Source organism: Mucilaginibacter sp. P25, from assembly GCF_050859465.1.
In the GTDB taxonomy this organism is placed as follows: domain Bacteria; phylum Bacteroidota; class Bacteroidia; order Sphingobacteriales; family Sphingobacteriaceae; genus Mucilaginibacter; species Mucilaginibacter gossypii.
Map to the genome: position 1 here is coordinate 824,444 of NZ_CP193937.1, position 17,091 is coordinate 841,534.

General features: G+C 42.0%; 22 protein-coding genes and 1 pseudogene. All 23 read left to right on the forward strand.

Annotated elements, in window-relative coordinates:
* Nucleotides 1-42 precede the first annotated feature (42 nt).
* Entirely contained in the window at nucleotides 43-2,415 is a 2,373-nt protein-coding gene (locus ACRQ5D_RS04270) for a ribonucleoside-diphosphate reductase subunit alpha (protein WP_091171962.1), read from the forward strand.
* 162 nt (nucleotides 2,416-2,577) lie between these two features.
* Nucleotides 2,578-2,784 (forward strand): cysteine-rich CWC family protein, encoded by a 207-nt coding sequence (locus ACRQ5D_RS04275; RefSeq protein WP_091171961.1) that lies wholly within the window; start codon nucleotides 2,578-2,580, stop codon nucleotides 2,782-2,784.
* A gap of 133 nt (nucleotides 2,785-2,917) precedes the next feature.
* The gene (locus ACRQ5D_RS04280; protein ID WP_090530234.1) at nucleotides 2,918-3,100 is read left to right on the forward strand and encodes a hypothetical protein; all 183 of its coding nucleotides are present in this window, start codon (nucleotides 2,918-2,920) and stop codon (nucleotides 3,098-3,100) included.
* 249 nt (nucleotides 3,101-3,349) lie between these two features.
* Nucleotides 3,350-4,039, forward strand: a complete 690-nt coding sequence (locus tag ACRQ5D_RS04285) for a hypothetical protein (RefSeq protein ID WP_091171959.1) — start codon at nucleotides 3,350-3,352, stop codon at nucleotides 4,037-4,039.
* Nucleotides 4,040-4,203: 164 nt separating this feature from the next.
* Nucleotides 4,204-4,455 (forward strand): hypothetical protein, encoded by a 252-nt coding sequence (locus ACRQ5D_RS04290; RefSeq protein WP_431199132.1) that lies wholly within the window; start codon nucleotides 4,204-4,206, stop codon nucleotides 4,453-4,455.
* 80 nt (nucleotides 4,456-4,535) lie between these two features.
* On the forward strand, nucleotides 4,536-4,928 hold the full coding sequence (locus ACRQ5D_RS04295) for a hypothetical protein (RefSeq protein WP_432328476.1): 393 nt from the start codon (nucleotides 4,536-4,538) through the stop codon (nucleotides 4,926-4,928).
* Between the two features lie 165 nt (nucleotides 4,929-5,093).
* Nucleotides 5,094-5,506 (forward strand): annotated as a pseudogene (rpsL, locus tag ACRQ5D_RS04300) (30S ribosomal protein S12).
* A gap of 19 nt (nucleotides 5,507-5,525) precedes the next feature.
* The gene (locus ACRQ5D_RS04305; RefSeq protein WP_432328477.1) at nucleotides 5,526-5,804 is read left to right on the forward strand and encodes a hypothetical protein; all 279 of its coding nucleotides are present in this window, start codon (nucleotides 5,526-5,528) and stop codon (nucleotides 5,802-5,804) included.
* A 19-nt stretch (nucleotides 5,805-5,823) separates the two neighbouring features.
* Nucleotides 5,824-5,994: a hypothetical protein gene (locus ACRQ5D_RS04310; RefSeq protein ID WP_432328478.1), complete on the forward strand. Its 171-nt coding sequence runs from the start codon at nucleotides 5,824-5,826 to the stop codon at nucleotides 5,992-5,994.
* Between the two features lie 109 nt (nucleotides 5,995-6,103).
* Nucleotides 6,104-8,215, forward strand: a complete 2,112-nt coding sequence (gene fusA / locus ACRQ5D_RS04315) for an elongation factor G (RefSeq protein WP_091171954.1) — start codon at nucleotides 6,104-6,106, stop codon at nucleotides 8,213-8,215.
* Nucleotides 8,216-8,389: 174 nt separating this feature from the next.
* Nucleotides 8,390-8,695 (forward strand): 30S ribosomal protein S10, encoded by a 306-nt coding sequence (gene rpsJ / locus ACRQ5D_RS04320; RefSeq protein WP_022830652.1) that lies wholly within the window; start codon nucleotides 8,390-8,392, stop codon nucleotides 8,693-8,695.
* A gap of 22 nt (nucleotides 8,696-8,717) precedes the next feature.
* Nucleotides 8,718-9,182, forward strand: coding sequence for a hypothetical protein (locus tag ACRQ5D_RS04325; RefSeq protein WP_432328479.1), 465 nt, complete (start codon nucleotides 8,718-8,720; stop codon nucleotides 9,180-9,182).
* A gap of 7 nt (nucleotides 9,183-9,189) precedes the next feature.
* Entirely contained in the window at nucleotides 9,190-9,390 is a 201-nt protein-coding gene (locus ACRQ5D_RS04330) for a hypothetical protein (protein ID WP_091171951.1), read from the forward strand.
* Between the two features lie 174 nt (nucleotides 9,391-9,564).
* Nucleotides 9,565-9,900 (forward strand): YciI family protein, encoded by a 336-nt coding sequence (locus ACRQ5D_RS04335; protein WP_432329703.1) that lies wholly within the window; start codon nucleotides 9,565-9,567, stop codon nucleotides 9,898-9,900.
* A 164-nt stretch (nucleotides 9,901-10,064) separates the two neighbouring features.
* Complete coding sequence (locus ACRQ5D_RS04340; RefSeq protein ID WP_091171947.1) at nucleotides 10,065-11,291, forward strand: RNA polymerase sigma factor; 1,227 nt, start codon at nucleotides 10,065-10,067, stop codon at nucleotides 11,289-11,291.
* 168 nt (nucleotides 11,292-11,459) lie between these two features.
* Nucleotides 11,460-11,930, forward strand: a complete 471-nt coding sequence (locus ACRQ5D_RS04345; protein ID WP_091171945.1) for a YHS domain-containing (seleno)protein — start codon at nucleotides 11,460-11,462, stop codon at nucleotides 11,928-11,930.
* Between the two features lie 44 nt (nucleotides 11,931-11,974).
* Nucleotides 11,975-12,418 (forward strand): YHS domain-containing (seleno)protein, encoded by a 444-nt coding sequence (locus ACRQ5D_RS04350; RefSeq protein ID WP_091171942.1) that lies wholly within the window; start codon nucleotides 11,975-11,977, stop codon nucleotides 12,416-12,418.
* Nucleotides 12,419-12,573: 155 nt separating this feature from the next.
* Complete coding sequence (locus ACRQ5D_RS04355) at nucleotides 12,574-12,720, forward strand: phosphopantothenoylcysteine decarboxylase (protein ID WP_432328480.1); 147 nt, start codon at nucleotides 12,574-12,576, stop codon at nucleotides 12,718-12,720.
* Nucleotides 12,662-13,258 carry a phosphopantothenoylcysteine decarboxylase gene (locus ACRQ5D_RS04360; RefSeq protein WP_432329705.1) on the forward strand — a complete coding sequence of 199 codons (597 nt, stop codon included), beginning with the start codon at nucleotides 12,662-12,664 and terminating at the stop codon, nucleotides 13,256-13,258. Before ACRQ5D_RS04355 ends, ACRQ5D_RS04360 begins: the two co-directional genes overlap by 59 nt.
* A gap of 30 nt (nucleotides 13,259-13,288) precedes the next feature.
* Entirely contained in the window at nucleotides 13,289-13,687 is a 399-nt protein-coding gene (locus ACRQ5D_RS04365) for a DoxX family protein (RefSeq protein ID WP_091171939.1), read from the forward strand.
* Between the two features lie 85 nt (nucleotides 13,688-13,772).
* Nucleotides 13,773-14,222 (forward strand): hypothetical protein, encoded by a 450-nt coding sequence (locus ACRQ5D_RS04370; RefSeq protein WP_432328481.1) that lies wholly within the window; start codon nucleotides 13,773-13,775, stop codon nucleotides 14,220-14,222.
* Complete coding sequence (locus ACRQ5D_RS04375) at nucleotides 14,210-15,991, forward strand: NRDE family protein (protein ID WP_091171935.1); 1,782 nt, start codon at nucleotides 14,210-14,212, stop codon at nucleotides 15,989-15,991. The genes ACRQ5D_RS04370 and ACRQ5D_RS04375 overlap by 13 nt, the downstream gene beginning before the upstream one ends.
* A 2-nt stretch (nucleotides 15,992-15,993) precedes the next feature.
* Nucleotides 15,994-17,091, forward strand: coding sequence for a thioredoxin family protein (locus ACRQ5D_RS04380; protein WP_091171932.1), 1,098 nt, complete (start codon nucleotides 15,994-15,996; stop codon nucleotides 17,089-17,091).

The window sequence follows — 17,091 nt, forward strand, 5'->3', positions numbered from 1 at the left end:
CTAAAAAAGCTTCGCTTTTAACGGGGCAAAAGGAGGGGCAAAATGTTCGTAGTAAAAAGAGACGGAAGAAGAGAATCCGTAAAATTTGACAAGATCACCGCACGTATTGAAAAACTGTGCTATGGGTTTCAATTAGTTGACCCCATTGATGTGGCTAAAAAGGTAATTGAAGGTTTATTTGATGGCGTAACCACCTCCGAGCTGGATAACCTGGCTGCCGAAACCGCCGCGTCATTAACCACCAAGCACCCTGATTATGCTTTGCTGGCTTCGCGTATCGCGGTATCAAACCTGCACAAAAACACCATCAAATCGTTTTCGGAAACCATGCGCCTCCTGCATGAGTATGTTGACAAGAAAACAGGTAAAGATGCCTCGCTTATCGCTGACGACGTTTATGAAGTGATTAAAGAAAACGCGGAACTGCTTGACAGCACCATCATTTATGACCGCGACTTTGGCTTTGATTACTTCGGTTTCAAAACCCTCGAAAAATCATACCTGTTAAAGATCGACGGTAAAATTGCCGAGCGCCCGCAGCATTTATTTATGCGTGTATCTGTAGGTATCCACAAAAACGATATCGAGAGCGCTATCAAAACCTACCATTTAATGAGCGAGCGTTGGTTTACCCATGCTACACCAACTTTGTTTAATGCAGGTACACCAAAACCTCAAATGTCATCATGCTTTTTGTTAACCATGAAAGATGATAGCATTGAGGGTATCTATGATACATTAAAACAAACTGCTAAAATTTCGCAAAGCGCGGGTGGTATCGGTTTAAGTATCCACAACGTAAGGGCTACAGGTTCATACATCAGCGGCACTAACGGTACCAGCAATGGTATTATCCCAATGCTGCGTGTATTTAATGATACCGCACGTTATGTTGATCAGGGCGGTGGTAAACGTAAAGGCGCTTTCGCCGTTTACTTAGAGCCATGGCATGCCGATATCTTTGAATTCCTTGATCTGCGTAAAAACCACGGTAAAGAAGAAATGCGTGCCCGCGACTTGTTCTATGCCCTTTGGGTATCAGACCTGTTCATGCAGCGCGTTGAAGCCAATGAGGATTGGAGCTTATTTTGCCCGCACGAAGCACCAGGCTTAGCCGATTGCTGGGGCAAAGAATTTGAAGAGCTGTACATTAAATACGAAAAAGAAGGCCGTCAGCGTCGTACAGTAAAAGCACAGGAACTTTGGTTTGCAGTGCTTGATGCACAGGTTGAAACCGGTACGCCATACTTATTATATAAAGATGCGGCTAACGGTAAATCAAACCAGCAAAACCTGGGTACCATTAAAAGCTCAAACCTTTGCACCGAGATCATCGAGTATACCGATGCAAACGAGGTAGCTGTTTGTAACCTGGCTTCATTAGCATTACCACGTTACATCAACAATGGTGCTTTTGATCATGATAAACTGTACGAAGTAACTTACCAGGCAACTATCAACCTTAACAGGATCATTGATGGTAACTACTACCCGGTTAAAGAAGCTGAATACTCAAACCTGCGTCACCGTCCTATTGGTTTAGGTGTACAGGGCTTGGCTGATACTTTCATTCAACTGCGTATGCCGTTTGAAAGCGATGAAGCTAAAAAACTAAACATCGAGATCTTCGAAACCATCTACTTTGCAGCAATGACAGCTTCAAAAGATATGGCTATAAAAGATGGTGCTTATGAAACATTCAAAGGCTCACCATTGTCACAAGGTAAATTCCAGTTCGATCTGTGGGGTGTAAAACCAGAAAGCGGCAGGTGGGATTGGGAAAACCTGCGTTTAGATGTAATGAACCACGGCGTACGCAACTCATTATTAGTTGCACCGATGCCAACTGCTTCAACATCACAGATTTTAGGTAACAACGAATGCTTTGAACCCTATACTTCAAACATTTACACCCGCCGTGTATTAAGTGGTGAATTCATTGTAGTAAACAAATATTTGCTGCGTGACTTAGTAAACCTTGGTTTGTGGAGCACCAGCATGAAAGATAAGATCATCAGCGCAAACGGTTCAATCCAGGAAATAGCTGAGATTCCTGCTGATATCAAAGCATTGTACAAAACTGTTTGGGAGATCAAAATGCGCAGCATTATTGATATGGCTGCCGACAGGGGCGCGTACATTTGCCAGTCGCAATCATTGAACCTGTTCATCAACTCACCAAACGCTTCTAAACTTACTTCAATGCATTTCTACGCATGGAAAAAAGGCTTGAAAACAGGCATGTACTACCTGCGTACACAAGCAGCATCACAAGCAGTTAAATTTACAGTTGAAAACCAGGGCGGTAAAAACATGGATCCGGTTATCCCGGCCGTTGTTGACGCCGTTGCCGACGAAATTCCGGCAGGCCCAACCTGCTCAATGGAAGAAGGCTGCGTGACTTGCTCTGCATAAGTTTTTTTAGTCGATAGATGATAGTCCATGGACCATAGCTACAAAGCTATAGTTCATGGACTTTTTATTTAATGACAGTTATATTTAATAAGTCACTGCTACATTCCATATTTTAGCAAACCTTTTCTATGGTCTATGGACCATTAGCTATGGACTAAAGAGATGCCCAAACACGAAATCATCCGTTGCGAACGCTGCAAAACACCTTTTGAATGTAAAGCCAATTCATTCACCAAGTGCCAGTGCAGTACTGTGCAGCTTACTATTAACGAGGTACAATATGTGAGCGAGCTGTATGACGGGTGTTTGTGCGCCAATTGCCTGCTCATTATTCAGCAAGAGTATAGAGAAAGCATGGGGTTGGTTTGATGATTATAACCAGCATCATTGACAACAAATAGTTCTCTTCTCTCCAAATTAATCCCCGATTAATCCTTTTCCATTTCCATCAGTCATATATGTGTACATCTTCAATATAGATGATGATTAAAGATTTTATACCATGAAAAGGAAATTTGTTGCTTTGGCACTATTAATATCAGCAGTAGTATCTGTAACCTCAGGTTGCGTTGTTCGTGAAGATTATGGTCACCATCACAGGTACCGTAACGGCTATAACAACGGGTATAATAATGGCTACCATGACGGTGACGATCACGGTCATTATCACGACCGCGGTTATTAATGTTTTTAATTTAAGTTTTCCATAAGTAGTTTAGTGAGTGATGAAAGAGGGCGCTGGTTTTACCGGCGCTCTTTTTATGCTCATCTGATTTATTCAGCGCAGAATTTTATTATGGTTTAAAATGAAAAATAGATAAAAATCAGAATTTAAAACAATAAAAATAAATATCACCAAAATTTAATTCTGTAAAATTTGATTTTCCAAAATCATTTTTCGTAGATTTGGTTCAACATTATAAACCTATCAAAAATGACCAGCATTAAAATTATCACGGGCTATATATGCAGGTTTGCATTTATAGCTGTAGTTGCTTTAACCGGCCCGGGCATTGCACCGGTTATCGCAAAAGTGGCAAAGTCCCCAACAATAATTATTGCAGATACCCAGCTCAAAGCTTTTGAAGGCATTTATCAGCAAAAGGATAACGAGTATAGAGTATATAAAGTAACAGCAGATGGTGATAAACTAATTGCCCAACAGCTTGGCGGAGATCAAAAACTAACTTTAACCCGCAAATCAGACCTGGAATTTGAACTTTTAGATGATGACGGCGATGAAAAGATCCCTGTTGTATTTTCAAAGAATGAAGCCGGCGAAATAAACCAGATCACTTTAGGTGGCAGGCAAATATGGGCAAAGATAAACAGCTATACTCCACCTAAAGAGGTACAACTGAAACCCGAACAAATAAAAGTTTTGGCGGGCAAATATCAATCGGATGAGAGGGCTGATCTTTTTCTGACTATAACCGCGATACCCGACGGATTAACGCTCAAACAATCATGGGATGGCAAGGAAATCAATTTTAAACCCTTGTCTGAAGTGTTATTTTTAAATCAAGCTTTTGGCTTCCCGTTAAAATTCACCAAAGATGCAAGCGGTAACCCTACTAAAGTATTGGCTTTTAACCGCGACACCTGGAATAAGGTAAAAGAATAAACTCCCTTATTAATTCAATATATAAAGTATTACGGGCCGGCCCGCTGTCACCTAAACCTGGTTACATCGGTGTCCGGCCCTTTTTTGGGGCAGTTCAATATATTCATCAACTTCATGTACCTCGTTATTAATGTTAACCCAAGCACTTTATGTTGAATAATTTCGTGTTAGATACAAACTCTCCTAATAAACTGGTTGCCGAAATCTCCGGGGTTATTAAAAAGTATTATCCAATCGGAGTTAACAATCTTGATCCTGTTTATGCAGAATACCCCGGAATCATTGAACTAACAAAAATTGTAGAAGAGAATATGACCAACTATAAAAAATCATTTAAACCTTGGACTGATTTTTTAAAAAAGCTAAAAACTGACACAACAAAAAAATCCACAATACTGCCTTGCCCCATGAAATAGCATTCAGCGGCGAGATGATCATTCAACGCAATAACTATAAATCGTTTAATCATACAAAAAAGTTAGTTTTTTCAATAAGCATGCTTGCTCCTCTGTTTTCAATTTTTGGGATTGACGAAACTTCGGTACCTGCCTATGACGACAGGTTTCAAAGGGAAATTGACTATAGCGCCATTAATGTGGTAACGGCTTCCCCTTATCAGGAATTTGAAACCGGGTTCAACTTTATAATGAAATCAATACAAGAGCAATTTCCGGGTCACAAATTTGTCCCTTTTTATATAACGCAATGTTCAATTGAAGGCTTGTACACACATGATAATTATACTGATAAAACCAGAGTACACAATGCGCTTTTCAACAGGCTGCTTGATCAGTGTCCTGACATGATCTTTACAAGAGGCGATAAGTTTTTCGGATTAGAACCAAGTAATATTAGTGTCACGTTACTTCCCCCGCCGCCTATTGACTAATATACACCCGGCTTGCTATATAGCAAAAACAAAATTCCAACCACCACACCCTCAACTTCTTCCCCTCAAAAAAACTTTCACACAACTACTTGAAAATCAAAAATAATGTTCGTACTTTTGCAGTCCCGAAATGCGGGATAAAATAATTAGACAAAAAAGCAAGAAATGCCTACTATTCAGCAATTAGTTAGAAAAGGTAGAGTAGCTCTGGTTGACAAGAGTAAGTCACCAGCGTTGGACAGCTGTCCACAGCGAAGAGGCGTGTGCACCCGTGTGTACACCACTACCCCTAAAAACCAAACTCAGCAATGCGTAAAGTTGCCCGTGTGCGCTTAACCAACGGTAAAGAAGTAAACGCTTACATCCCAGGTGAAGGTCACAACTTACAGGAGCACTCTATCGTTTTGATCCGTGGTGGTCGTGTTAAAGACTTACCGGGTGTACGTTACCACATCATCCGTGGTGCACTGGATACATCAGGTGTAGCTGGCCGTAACCAACGTCGTTCAAAATATGGTACCAAACGTCCTAAACCAGGTCAGGTAGCAGCAGCGCCAACAAAAGGTAAAAAGAAATAATTAAGGAGGATAGAAAGCAATGAGAAAGTCAAAACCAAAAAAGAGAATTATCCTTCCTGATCCAAAGTTCAATGATACTTTGGTAACAAGGTTTGTAAACAACATGATGTATGATGGTAAAAAATCAACCGCATACTCTATTTTTTACAACGCTGTTGAAATTGTTGAGAAAAAAACAAGCGAAAACGGCTTAGAAACCTGGAAAAAAGCTTTAAACAATGTAATGCCTGCTGTTGAAGTAAAAAGCCGCCGTGTAGGTGGTGCTAACTTCCAGGTACCTACAGAGGTTCTGTCCTGAGCGTAAAATAGCTTTGGGTATGAAATGGTTAATCAGCTATGCACGTCGTCGTGGTGAAAAAACCATGATGGAGAAATTAGCAGGCGAAATCATCTCTGCTGCAAAAGGCGAAGGTGCCGCTGTTAAGAAGAAAGAAGATACGCACAAAATGGCTGAGGCTAACAAAGCGTTCTCACACTTCAGGTTCTAAAAATTTAGATTACACCGATTTAATAATAAGATTACACCGATTATTTACGTTTACACTTTTTAATCGGTGTAATTATTAACGGATCAGGTGAAATCACAAAACAAATAAAATGTCAAGAGATCTAAAATATACAAGAAACATTGGTATTGCCGCTCACATTGATGCTGGTAAAACTACCACTACCGAGCGTATCCTTTACTATGCTGGTGTAAGCCACAAAATTGGTGAGGTACACGAAGGTGCCGCTACCATGGACTGGATGGCCCAGGAGCAGGAACGTGGTATCACCATCACTTCGGCTGCAACAACCGTAAACTGGAAATATCGTAACCATAACTATCACATGAACATCATTGATACCCCGGGTCACGTGGACTTTACCGTGGAGGTAAACCGTTCATTACGTGTACTTGATGGTTTGGTGTTCTTATTCAGCGCGGTTGATGGTGTTGAGCCTCAGTCAGAAACTAACTGGCGTTTGGCTAACAACTACAACGTTCCGCGTATTGGTTTCGTTAACAAAATGGACCGCTCTGGTGCCGATTTCCTTAATGTGGTAAAACAGGTTAAAGAAATGTTGGGCAGCGTTGCTATCCCATTGCAGTTGCCTATCGGTGCTGAAGACCAGTTTAAAGGTGTGGTTGATTTGATCAACTTCCGTGGTATTGTTTGGAATGAACATGATAAAGGTATGACCTTTACCGAAGTTCCAATCCCTGCCGATATGCTTGACGAAGCTACAGAGTGGAGAGAGAAATTATTGGAAGCAGTTGCTGAGTTTGATGACTCTTTAATGGAGAAATTCTTTGAAGATCCTACAACCATCACTGAGCGCGAAGTATTAGACGCTTTACGTCAGGCTACTTTGGCCGGCAAAATCGTTCCGATGACTTGCGGTTCATCTTTCAAAAACAAAGGTGTACAAACCATGCTTGACTATGTAATGGAGTTAATGCCTTCACCTCTTGATTCAAAAGGTGTTGTTGGTACTAACCCTGATACGGGTGCCGAAATTTTGGTTAAACCAGATGTAAAAGAACCATTTGCAGCATTAGCATTTAAAATTGCTACCGACCCGTTTGTAGGTCGTTTATGCTTCATCCGTGTTTACTCTGGTAACCTTGATGCTGGTTCATACGTGTACAACATGCGTTCAGAAAGCAAAGAGCGTATCAGCCGTATCTTCCAGATGCATGCTAACAAGCAAAACCCTATCCCTAACGTGGGTGCAGGTGATATTGCTGCGGTAGTAGGCTTTAAAGATATCAAAACAGGTGATACCCTTTGCGACGAGAAACATCAGTTGGTTCTTGAGTCGATGGTATTCCCTGAGCCGGTTATCGGTTTGGCAATTGAGCCTAAAACTCAGGCCGACGTTGATAAATTAGGTATCGCTTTAGGTAAACTGGCAGAAGAGGATCCAACTTTCCGGGTACAAACAGATCAAGATACTGGTCAAACAGTTATCTCTGGTATGGGTGAGTTACACCTGGATATTTTGATGGACCGCTTAAAACGCGAGTTTAAAGTGGAAGTTAACCAGGGTGCTCCTCAGGTAGCTTACAAAGAAGCTATCACCGGCACTATCCAACACCGTGAAACTTACAAGAAACAAACTGGTGGTCGTGGTAAATTCGCGGATATTCAGGTTGTTATCTCTCCAGCCGACGATAACAAAGAAGGCTTGCAGTTTGTTAACGAGATTGTTGGTGGTTCAATCCCACGTGAGTTTATCCCATCTGTAGAAAAAGGTTTCAAAGCCGCTATGGACAATGGTGTACTTGCAGGCTACCCACTTACAAGCTTAAAAGTTCGTTTGATTGATGGTTCATTCCACGCAGTCGATTCGGACGCGTTATCATTCGAGATTGCTGCACGTTCTGCTTACCGCGAAGCATTGCCAAAATGTAAACCGGTATTGCTTGAGCCAATCATGAAAATCGAAATCCTAACCCCTGAAGAAAACATGGGTGACGTTATCGGTGACATGAACCGTCGTCGTGGCCAGCTGCAAGGTATGGACACCCGTAACGGCTCACAGGTAATCAAAGCTATGGTACCACTTTCTGAAATGTTTGGTTATGTAACTCAATTACGTACTATCACTTCAGGCCGTGCAACTTCAACTATGGAGTTTGACCACTACTCTGATGCACCTCGTAACGTACAGGACGAAGTTGTTGCCAAATCAAAAGGCCGCAAACAAGTTGCTATCGACTAATTTAATTTGAAGATTGGGCGATTTGATAATTTGAAAATTACGTTATCAAATTGCCTCATCTTCAAATTTTCAAATAATAATAACCCGATCAGCCATAATAAATAGCTCTTATGGTTGGTCAAATCAAATCAGTGAAATCACTTTAATCGGTGAAATCACAAAAATTAATTAACAATGAGCCAAAGAATTAGGATCAAATTGAAATCTTACGATTACAACCTGGTAGACAAATCTGCCGAGAAAATCGTAAAAACAGTAAAGCCAACAGGCGCTGTAGTTAGCGGACCACTTCCGTTACCAACCGAAAAGAAAATCTTCACCGTATTACGTTCACCACACGTAAACAAAAAAGCACGTGAGCAATTCCAACTTTGCTCATACAAGCGCTTATTAGACATTTACAGCTCTAACTCAAAAACTGTAGATGCCCTGATGAAGCTTGAATTGCCAAGCGGTGTTGAGGTTGAGATCAAAGTTTGATAGACGACCGGCCCACTGAAAGGTGTGGGATCAAAAAATAAAAAGACCATTTGCATACGCGGATGGTCTTTTTTGGTTTATAAATTTTACATTTAGTTATGCGAAGTTTCCTTTTTTATTGGCAATTATGCTATTAAGTTTTAGCTGCTCAACACAGCGTAAAATACACAAAATGGCAAAAACTGTTGATAAATGTAAAGCAAAGTGGCAATACTTCAAATTAACCCAACCCATAAAAGGACTAGTTATATTACATACAAAGGGATATTGCGGATATGTTCATATACATGCCAACACCATAATCATTGTTAATAAAACCGATACAATCCGCATAGGCGGTCCGTGTTATACTCAAAATACTGTCCCTTCCGATTCTGTACTTGTAAGTCCCTATGAAACCGATGGAGTAACAGGAGCAATTGGCGATCTCAAATACGATTGTACAATCAAGAAAACATGTTATGGTATAATTGCTAAAATCAAATAATAAAGCGATGAAAGCTGACACAACAAATATAATAGGTAAAGAAAATAAAGCCCAGGCATCGTCTCCTGATGCCAAGCAGCTTGACTATAAATCAGATGAGATTTTACCATTGTGGGTTTTGGAAAGGATTGCTAAAAGTCAGACAGATATTGCCGAAGGGCGAACTGTTTGTTTCCTGGAATTTAAAAAGCGATTATCTATCACATAAACTTTCTGATTTTTGAAATTACCCGGGTTCAGAAAAACTCCGAAATTGAACATCTCAAATTCAAAATAAATATTACCCGCCCTGTCCTATTTAGCCATTTCCATTTGATATAGAGGTGTAATTCATATATTTATTAACCTTTAAAATTTAAAAAGATGGACAGAATTCGTTTTAATTTTCAGGCACGAGGACGGCACCAAAGTGGCTTCTCCCGAACAGATCCAAATCTGGATGAAACAAACTATGGACTGGATTGGCGGCATAGCTGCTCAAAACAAATTTGTGAGTGGCACTGGTTTGCCTTTTGCCGATGCCAAAATTGTAGGTCACGGTGGCGTAGTTACCAACGGTCCTTTTGGCGAGATCAAAGAAACGATCGGCGGCTTAATCACTGTAAAAGCCGAATCTGTTGAAGAAGCTGTGGAGTTTGCCAAAGGCTGCCCTGTTTTGCAGGGCGATGGTAATACCGTTGAAGTACGGAAGGTTGCCAAAAATGACGGGGTGCATTAAGAATAATTTTATAAATCATGTCATTGCGGGGAGCAGCTCGGGCAAAAGAGTATCCGGCGCAACGTGGCAATCCCGTAGTTATGCCTGCGAGATATGCAAAGCGGCGAAGCACAGCTACGAGATTGCCGCGCTATCACTCGCAATGACATTTTTCCATTTGCCCCATGCAAAACCCCGAAATCATTCCCCATCTATTCCGCACCGAGTACCGCAAAATAGTATCGGTGCTGTGCCGCCGCTTTGGGTTTGATCAGATGGAAACTGCCGAAGACATCGCCAGCGATACCTTCCTTACCGCAGCCCAGGCCTGGAGTTATAAAGGCATCCCGCCTAACCCAACCGCCTGGCTTTATAGCGTAGCCAAAAACAAGGCGAAAAATCATTTACAACGTAATAGCATTTTTGAAAACAAAATATCCACGGAAATTCAAACCGCGGAGACCTATGAACCGGAAATCGATCTTTCGCTCCAAAACATCACCGACAGCCAGTTGCAAATGATGTTTGCAATCTGTCATCCTGCTATCCCTCCCGAGGCACAGATCGGACTTTCGTTACGCATACTTTGCGGTTTCGGAATTGATGAAGTAGCCGAAGCATTCCTGACCAATAAAGAAACCATTAACAAACGCCTGTTCAGGGCTAAGGAAAAAATCCGCAATGAAAAAATAGAAATCCAAATGCCTGGTCCGGCTGAAATTGATAACCGGCTCGAAAACGTGCTCACCACTATTTATCTGTTGTTTAGCGAGGGTTATTATTCTGTTAGTGATAACCAGGTTCTGCGTAAAGACCTTTGCTTTGAGGCCATGCGCCTTTGCCACATGCTTATTGAAAACGAAGGCACCAACAAACCGCCGGTTAACGCATTGCTTTCGCTCATGTATTTTCATGCCTCGAGGTTTGAAGCCCGCACAGATCAAAACGGCGGACTAATTTTATATGAAGATCAGGACACCAACCTCTGGAACTATGACCTTATAGCCAAAGGTGCCTTTTATTTAAACCTAGCCACCACCGGCACTCAATTATCAAAATATCACATTGAAGCCAGTATAGCCTATTGGCATACCCAAAAAACCGATTCCAAACAAAAATGGGAAAACATATTGCAGCTTTATAATCGCCTGCTGCAAATAGCCTACTCACCTATAGCGGCACTCAACCGCACCTTTGCGCTTGCCAGAGCCAACAGCCCCGAAGAAGCCATTAGTGAGGCAGAAAAATTGAAACTCACCGGAAACCAGTTTTACTATACCCTGCTTGGCGAACTATACACCGGCATTGACAATGAACGGGCAAAACTAAACTTTGAGCAAGCACTAACGCTGATAAAAACGCCTGCTGATAACACCCTTATTCAAAGCAAAATAGATAAACTTCAGAATTAACACCAGCCCAGATCAGCAAAAAACGACCGATAAACAAAATTTAAACCTATTTCATTTCCTTTATAAATCGCTTCGCTCCCCTGTTTAAATATTTTTCTGATTCGCTGTAAGGTTTGATAGTCCGCCCCGACAAAGGAGGAAAAACCAAACATCAAGTTTAACACAATCATGAAAAAATTATTCAATTTATTCTTAGCTACTGTATTTGTTGTAAGCATGGCTTCGGCACAAAGCCAGACAAACGTTCGTAAAAAGCAGTTCAATTTAGATAAAACAGACTTGGCGCTCGAAGGCTATGATCCTGTAGCTTACTTCACTCAGCAAAAAGCCGTAGAGGGCAAAAAAGAAATCTCCCTTGCAAACGATGGCGTTATTTATTACTTCGCTTCCACTCAGGACAGGGACTTATTTAAAGTCGATCCTGCTAAATACGAACCACAATACGGCGGCTGGTGCGCTTATGCCATGGGCGCTAAAGGCGAAAAAGTAGAGATAGATCCCAAGACCTTCAAACTCGTTAATAACAAGCTGTACCTGTTTTACAACAAGTTTTTTAATAATACAAAAAAATCCTGGGATAAGGACGAGGCTAACCTCAAAACCAAAGCCGATGCCAACTGGGCTAAAACCATCCGATAAACAGCTTTTAATAATCAATTATAAATCAATCTAAAATCAAAAAAATGAAACGTTTATTAATTATCGCGGCACTCGCATTTGTTACCGCAGTTCAAACCTATGCCCAGCAATCAGAAATATTTGCTCCGGGCGGCAAGGCTATTAAAGGCTATGATCCGGTTGCATTTTTCAAAGAATCGAAACCGGTAAAAGGCTCAGACAAATTTCAATACAAATGGAAAGAAGCTACCTGGCTCTTCTCCAGCAATGAAAACCTCGAAGCGTTTAAAGCCGACCCTGAAAAGTATGCCCCACAGTACGGCGGTTACTGCGCTTATGGCACTTCACAAGGTCACAAAGCCCCTACCCAAACTGATACCTGGACGGTACTGAACGATAAGCTTTATTTCAACTACAACGATAAGGTAAAAGAACTGTGGACCAAAGACCAGGCAAACCTCATTAAAGTGGCCGATGAAAAATGGCCCGAGGTAAAGGGGCAAAAGTAAAAGCAATTCAAAATCCCTTCTTGAGAGGCGGCGCGAAGGCAAGGTGCGACGGAAGGGGGTGTTTATGCAGTACGCTTTTCAAGGCTGCCCCCCTCCGCCCCTCTCAAGAGGGGAATCATGCAAGCCCATGCTTTCAAGAAACACCACCAAACAATATGAAAACCACACACAACAAACCCATAGTGTTAATCACCGCCGGCCCCACCCGCGAAGCTATCGATCCGGTACGTTTCATTAGCAACCATCTCGTCGGGCAAAATGGGTTATGCCATTGCCGGGGCTTTTTTAGATCAGGGCTTTGAGGTGATTTTAGTTTCGGGGCCGGTAAATATCAGTTTATCTCACAGCAGCCTCAGAGTTATCCATGTTGATTCGGCTGATGAAATGTATGCGGCCTGTCAACAATATTTCCCCGTAGCCCGGATAGCAATCTTCGCCGCAGCAGTGGCCGATTATAAACCGGCACAGATATACGCTCAAAAAATGAAAAAATCGACCCAGGAGTTTAGCCTGCAAATGGTTAAAAATGTCGACATCGCCTTTGAGTTCGGTAAGATCAAGCGCAAGGATCAGGTATCAATCGGCTTCGCTCTTGAAACTAACGATGAGGAGCAAAACGCGCTCAAAAAACTATACAGTAAAAATCTCGATTTGGTGGTGCTCAATTCTGTACAGGACGAAGGCGCAACATTTGGGTACGACACAAACAAGATCACGGTCATCAACCGCGATTTCCTGTTCCAGGCATACCCGCTTAAAAGCAAAGCAGAGGTAGCCCGGGATATTGTTATGGCCGCCATCAAAGTGAGCCAAAGACTGCAAGCGCCTGTACAAGCATAAATATTTTCAGCAAACACACCACTCAATATCATGACTTACACACAATTTAACATACTTGTTTGGGCCCTGCGCCTTGTAGCAGCCATCATCATGTTACAAACCTTGTTCTTCAAATTCACCGCTGCCCCCGAGTCGGTTTACATATTTACCAAACTGGGTATGGAACCCTGGGGCAGGATTGGCATTGGCAGCATGGAACTGGTAGCCGCCATACTGATCATTATCCCCCGCACTACCGGCATAGGCGCTTTGATAGCTGTAGGGTTAATGGCCGGTGCCATATTTTTTCATCTTACCAAACTGGGAATCGTAGTACAGGGCGATGGCGGTCAGCTTTTTATACTGGCAACTATCGTGTTCGCAACATCAGCCATACTGCTTTACATTTTCAGGAAAGAGGTTTTAAACCTCATCCCTCTTCTTCATTAATAAAATTAAAAACCACTGCTAATAATTAGCATCATGCAATTGAAAGAACCTATCTCCAACCTGCTGGAGCAGCTACAATATGTAATTGACGAGATTAAGTCCTTTACAATACACCCAACCGGTAAAACTGCTGTCGCAATCAAGTATCGGCCAGCATACCCGTCATATTCTTGAGTTCTTTATTGAATTGAATAAAGGTTACGAAACCGGCATGGTTGATTATGATAAACGCGTCCGCAATAAAGCCATTGAAGCTGATAAAGATTTCGCCGTCACAACCATTCGCCAGGTAGAAGCAAACGTTCAAAAGCCTGATAAACAATTATTGCTACAAGCCGAATACGGCGAAGGCGAAGCACATTCGGCACAGGTATTTTCAAATTACTACCGCGAGCTGGTTTATAACCTGGAACATACCGTTCATCATATGGCCCTGATCCGTATTGGCGTAAACGCGGTATCGGATGTGGTTATTCCTGATGAATTTGGCGTTGCCGCGTCAACACTTAAGTACCGTAAGGCATGTGCACAGTAACCTATATCCCTACAAAAAGCGGGTTCCAGCTTACCTCCAACCGCGATGAAAACGTTAACCGCAAGCAGGCCATAGCACCACGCAAATATCAAAATGGCAATTACACCCTATTGTACCCAAAAGACGCCGACCGCAACGGCAGCTGGATAGCCACCAAAAACAATGGCGACACTGTTGTATTGTTAAATGGAGCTTTTGTAAAACATACGGCCGTACCTCCCTATAAAACCAGCCGTGGGCTGGTACTAATGGATATTATCAATGCACAGAACCCTTTCCTTTTTTATCAGGACATTGATCTTATAGCTGTTGAGCCCTTCACTTTAGTGCTTTATGCACAAGGCAGTTTATATGAGTGCCGCTGGGACGGCGAGCGGAAACATATTAAATTGCTGGATGGCAAGGACGCACATATCTGGTCGTCGGCTACTTTGTATGATGAGGTGGCAGCCGCCAAACGTGTCAATTGGTTTAATAACTGGTGTAAATCAGCCAATCCGGATCAGGTGGAAGATATCATGTATTTTCATCACCATGCTGGCGAAGGTGATGATACCGACGCATTGGTAATAAACCGTAGCGGTAAAATGAAAACGGTAAGTGTTACCAACATCAACGTCAGTCTGCAAAACATTACCATGACCTATCATGATTTGAGAGATGGCAATGAATATGTGCATGATCTTGCTATAGAAGCTGATAGCAACAGACCTGTTGTATTGCCCCGTTTTTTTGGCTTAAGAAGATTTTTAATCAGGCTTTTTAATTGGGAATACTGGTCGCTCAATATGTTTTACGCACCTGTTATGTTTTATTGGTTCTGGTTGAGTTTTAAGGCTCGTTCATTTTTCTTTTTCAGCACGGCTAATCCACTGATCGAAAATGGTGGTTTTACATTGGAAAGCAAAGCCAGTATTTATAACCTCATCCCCCAACAATATTATCCAAAAACCATCCTCTTTAAAACAAAAACAGACTTTAGGCAGATCAAATCGGTCATAAAGGATAAAAATTTCGACTTCCCCTTAATCGCCAAACCGGATATTGGAGGCAGGGGTGTACAGGTCAAACTGGTGCATAACGAAGTAGAATTGCTGGAATATACCCAACAAATCAGGGTTGATTTCCTGGTGCAGGAATATATTAAGTACAAAAGCGAAGTAGGCATATTTTACTACCGCTTACCGGGCGAAGCCAAAGGCCAGGTAACCGGTATAGTTGGCAAGGAGTTTTTAGCCCTAACCGGCGATGGCAAACATACCATGATGGAGCTCATTATCAAAGAGCCCCGCTACCTGCTGCAACTGCCTGTATTGATAGACACCTATGGTGATGAACTGAAACAGGTTTTACCTATTGGCAAATCAAAAACGCTGGTGCCTTATGGTAACCATGCCCGGGGTGCTAAATTCATTGACCTTAGTCATCTTATTACCGATGAATTGACGGATGCGATAGATGACATATGCCGCCAGATCCCCGGATTTTATTTTGGCCGGCTGGATGTAATGTATAACACCTGGGATGAGCTATGCCGCGGCAAAAATCTATCCATCATAGAACTGAACGGTGCCGGCAGCGAACCAACTCATATTTACGATCCCAAACATTCAATATTCTTCGCCTGGTACGAGATCATCAGGCATTGGAAGCTCCTTTATCGCGTAAGCAAACTTAATAAACAACAAAAAAGCATTAATTACATGACTCATAAGCAAGGCATTACCATGCTTAAAAATAACACCGAATACTTAAAGCTGGTATCGTGACCATGACAAAGCAATTAAAACTATTTTGGGTGGCATTCAGCATTAGTTTTGTTGGTGCGCTGCCCATTGGTACATTAAATACCAGCATAGCCAACTTCGCCCTCAACAATGATGTTGCGGGGGCTGCCTGGTTTGCCTTTGCCGCTATTTTGGTTGAGGTAGTGATCGTTCGCATTGGCCTTGTGGTGGTTGACCACCTGGTTCGTTTAAAAAAACTGTTCAAAATATTAAGTATAGTATTTTGCATCGCTATACTCATGCTGGCCTATAAAACCCTCTGGGCCGCGTTCCACATGCACAATTTCCGGGATGTACTGCCCTTTGCAAGGATAAACCCTTTTTATTCGGGTTTATTGCTAAGCTTGCTCAACCCGCTTCATTTACCTTTTTGGATGGGCTGGACAGCCGTTTTAAAAAACCGCAAAGTGTTAAGCAATGAAACCCGCGATTACAATATTTTTATAATTGCCATTGGCACAGGAACACTGCTCTCTTTTATTATCTATGGTGTTGTGGGTAATTACCTCATGAATATACTTAAAGCACAGCATAACCTCATCAATTGGATATTAGGATTAACTCTATTAATGACAGGCCTGGTACAGGCCTATAAACTCATTGCAGCACAAATACAACTAAATAGAAATCAAATGAAAAAATCAGCTCAAATATTATTGGTGTTTTTGGCTCCTTTGGTAATTGGCCTTGCATCATGCACCCCCAGGTACAAACCAAGACTTAGCTCACAGCAGGGTATCAATTTTAAAACTATTTCTCTTGCAGATGCGCAGGCATTGGCCAAAGCCGAAAACAAACCGCTGTTTGTATTTGCCCATGCGTCATGGTGCCCAACCTGTAAACAAATGGAGCAGGAAGTATTGATTAAACAAGAATTAGGTAAAGCTTATAACCCAAGTTTAGTTAATGTAGCTATTGATATAGATAGCGGGGACGGTAAAAAGTTAAAGGAGCAATATCCTATTAGGGCCACTCCTACCCTGTTCTTTTTCAACGCCGATGGTTCGCTGGCCAAAAAGCTGGAAGGTTTTACTACTGCCGATTTTTTGTTGGCGGAGAAAGGGACGTTGACAAAGCAATAG

What these genes read in the sequence shown, in the direction of transcription:
- ACRQ5D_RS04270 (WP_091171962.1), top strand. Translation starts at nt 43, where the DNA reads ATGTTCGTAGTAAAAAGAGACGGAAGAAGAGAATCCGTAAAATTTGAC.
- ACRQ5D_RS04275 (WP_091171961.1), top strand. Translation starts at nt 2,578, where the DNA reads ATGCCCAAACACGAAATCATCCGTTGCGAACGCTGCAAAACACCTTTT.
- ACRQ5D_RS04280 (WP_090530234.1), top strand. Translation starts at nt 2,918, where the DNA reads ATGAAAAGGAAATTTGTTGCTTTGGCACTATTAATATCAGCAGTAGTA.
- ACRQ5D_RS04285 (WP_091171959.1), top strand. Translation starts at nt 3,350, where the DNA reads ATGACCAGCATTAAAATTATCACGGGCTATATATGCAGGTTTGCATTT.
- ACRQ5D_RS04295 (WP_432328476.1), top strand. Translation starts at nt 4,536, where the DNA reads ATGCTTGCTCCTCTGTTTTCAATTTTTGGGATTGACGAAACTTCGGTA.
- ACRQ5D_RS04305 (WP_432328477.1), top strand. Translation starts at nt 5,526, where the DNA reads ATGAGAAAGTCAAAACCAAAAAAGAGAATTATCCTTCCTGATCCAAAG.
- ACRQ5D_RS04310 (WP_432328478.1), top strand. Translation starts at nt 5,824, where the DNA reads ATGAAATGGTTAATCAGCTATGCACGTCGTCGTGGTGAAAAAACCATG.
- fusA (WP_091171954.1), top strand. Translation starts at nt 6,104, where the DNA reads ATGTCAAGAGATCTAAAATATACAAGAAACATTGGTATTGCCGCTCAC.
- rpsJ (WP_022830652.1), top strand. Translation starts at nt 8,390, where the DNA reads ATGAGCCAAAGAATTAGGATCAAATTGAAATCTTACGATTACAACCTG.
- ACRQ5D_RS04330 (WP_091171951.1), top strand. Translation starts at nt 9,190, where the DNA reads ATGAAAGCTGACACAACAAATATAATAGGTAAAGAAAATAAAGCCCAG.
- ACRQ5D_RS04340 (WP_091171947.1), top strand. Translation starts at nt 10,065, where the DNA reads ATGCAAAACCCCGAAATCATTCCCCATCTATTCCGCACCGAGTACCGC.
- ACRQ5D_RS04345 (WP_091171945.1), top strand. Translation starts at nt 11,460, where the DNA reads ATGAAAAAATTATTCAATTTATTCTTAGCTACTGTATTTGTTGTAAGC.
- ACRQ5D_RS04350 (WP_091171942.1), top strand. Translation starts at nt 11,975, where the DNA reads ATGAAACGTTTATTAATTATCGCGGCACTCGCATTTGTTACCGCAGTT.
- ACRQ5D_RS04355 (WP_432328480.1), top strand. Translation starts at nt 12,574, where the DNA reads ATGAAAACCACACACAACAAACCCATAGTGTTAATCACCGCCGGCCCC.
- ACRQ5D_RS04365 (WP_091171939.1), top strand. Translation starts at nt 13,289, where the DNA reads ATGACTTACACACAATTTAACATACTTGTTTGGGCCCTGCGCCTTGTA.
- ACRQ5D_RS04375 (WP_091171935.1), top strand. Translation starts at nt 14,210, where the DNA reads ATGTGCACAGTAACCTATATCCCTACAAAAAGCGGGTTCCAGCTTACC.
- ACRQ5D_RS04380 (WP_091171932.1), top strand. Translation starts at nt 15,994, where the DNA reads ATGACAAAGCAATTAAAACTATTTTGGGTGGCATTCAGCATTAGTTTT.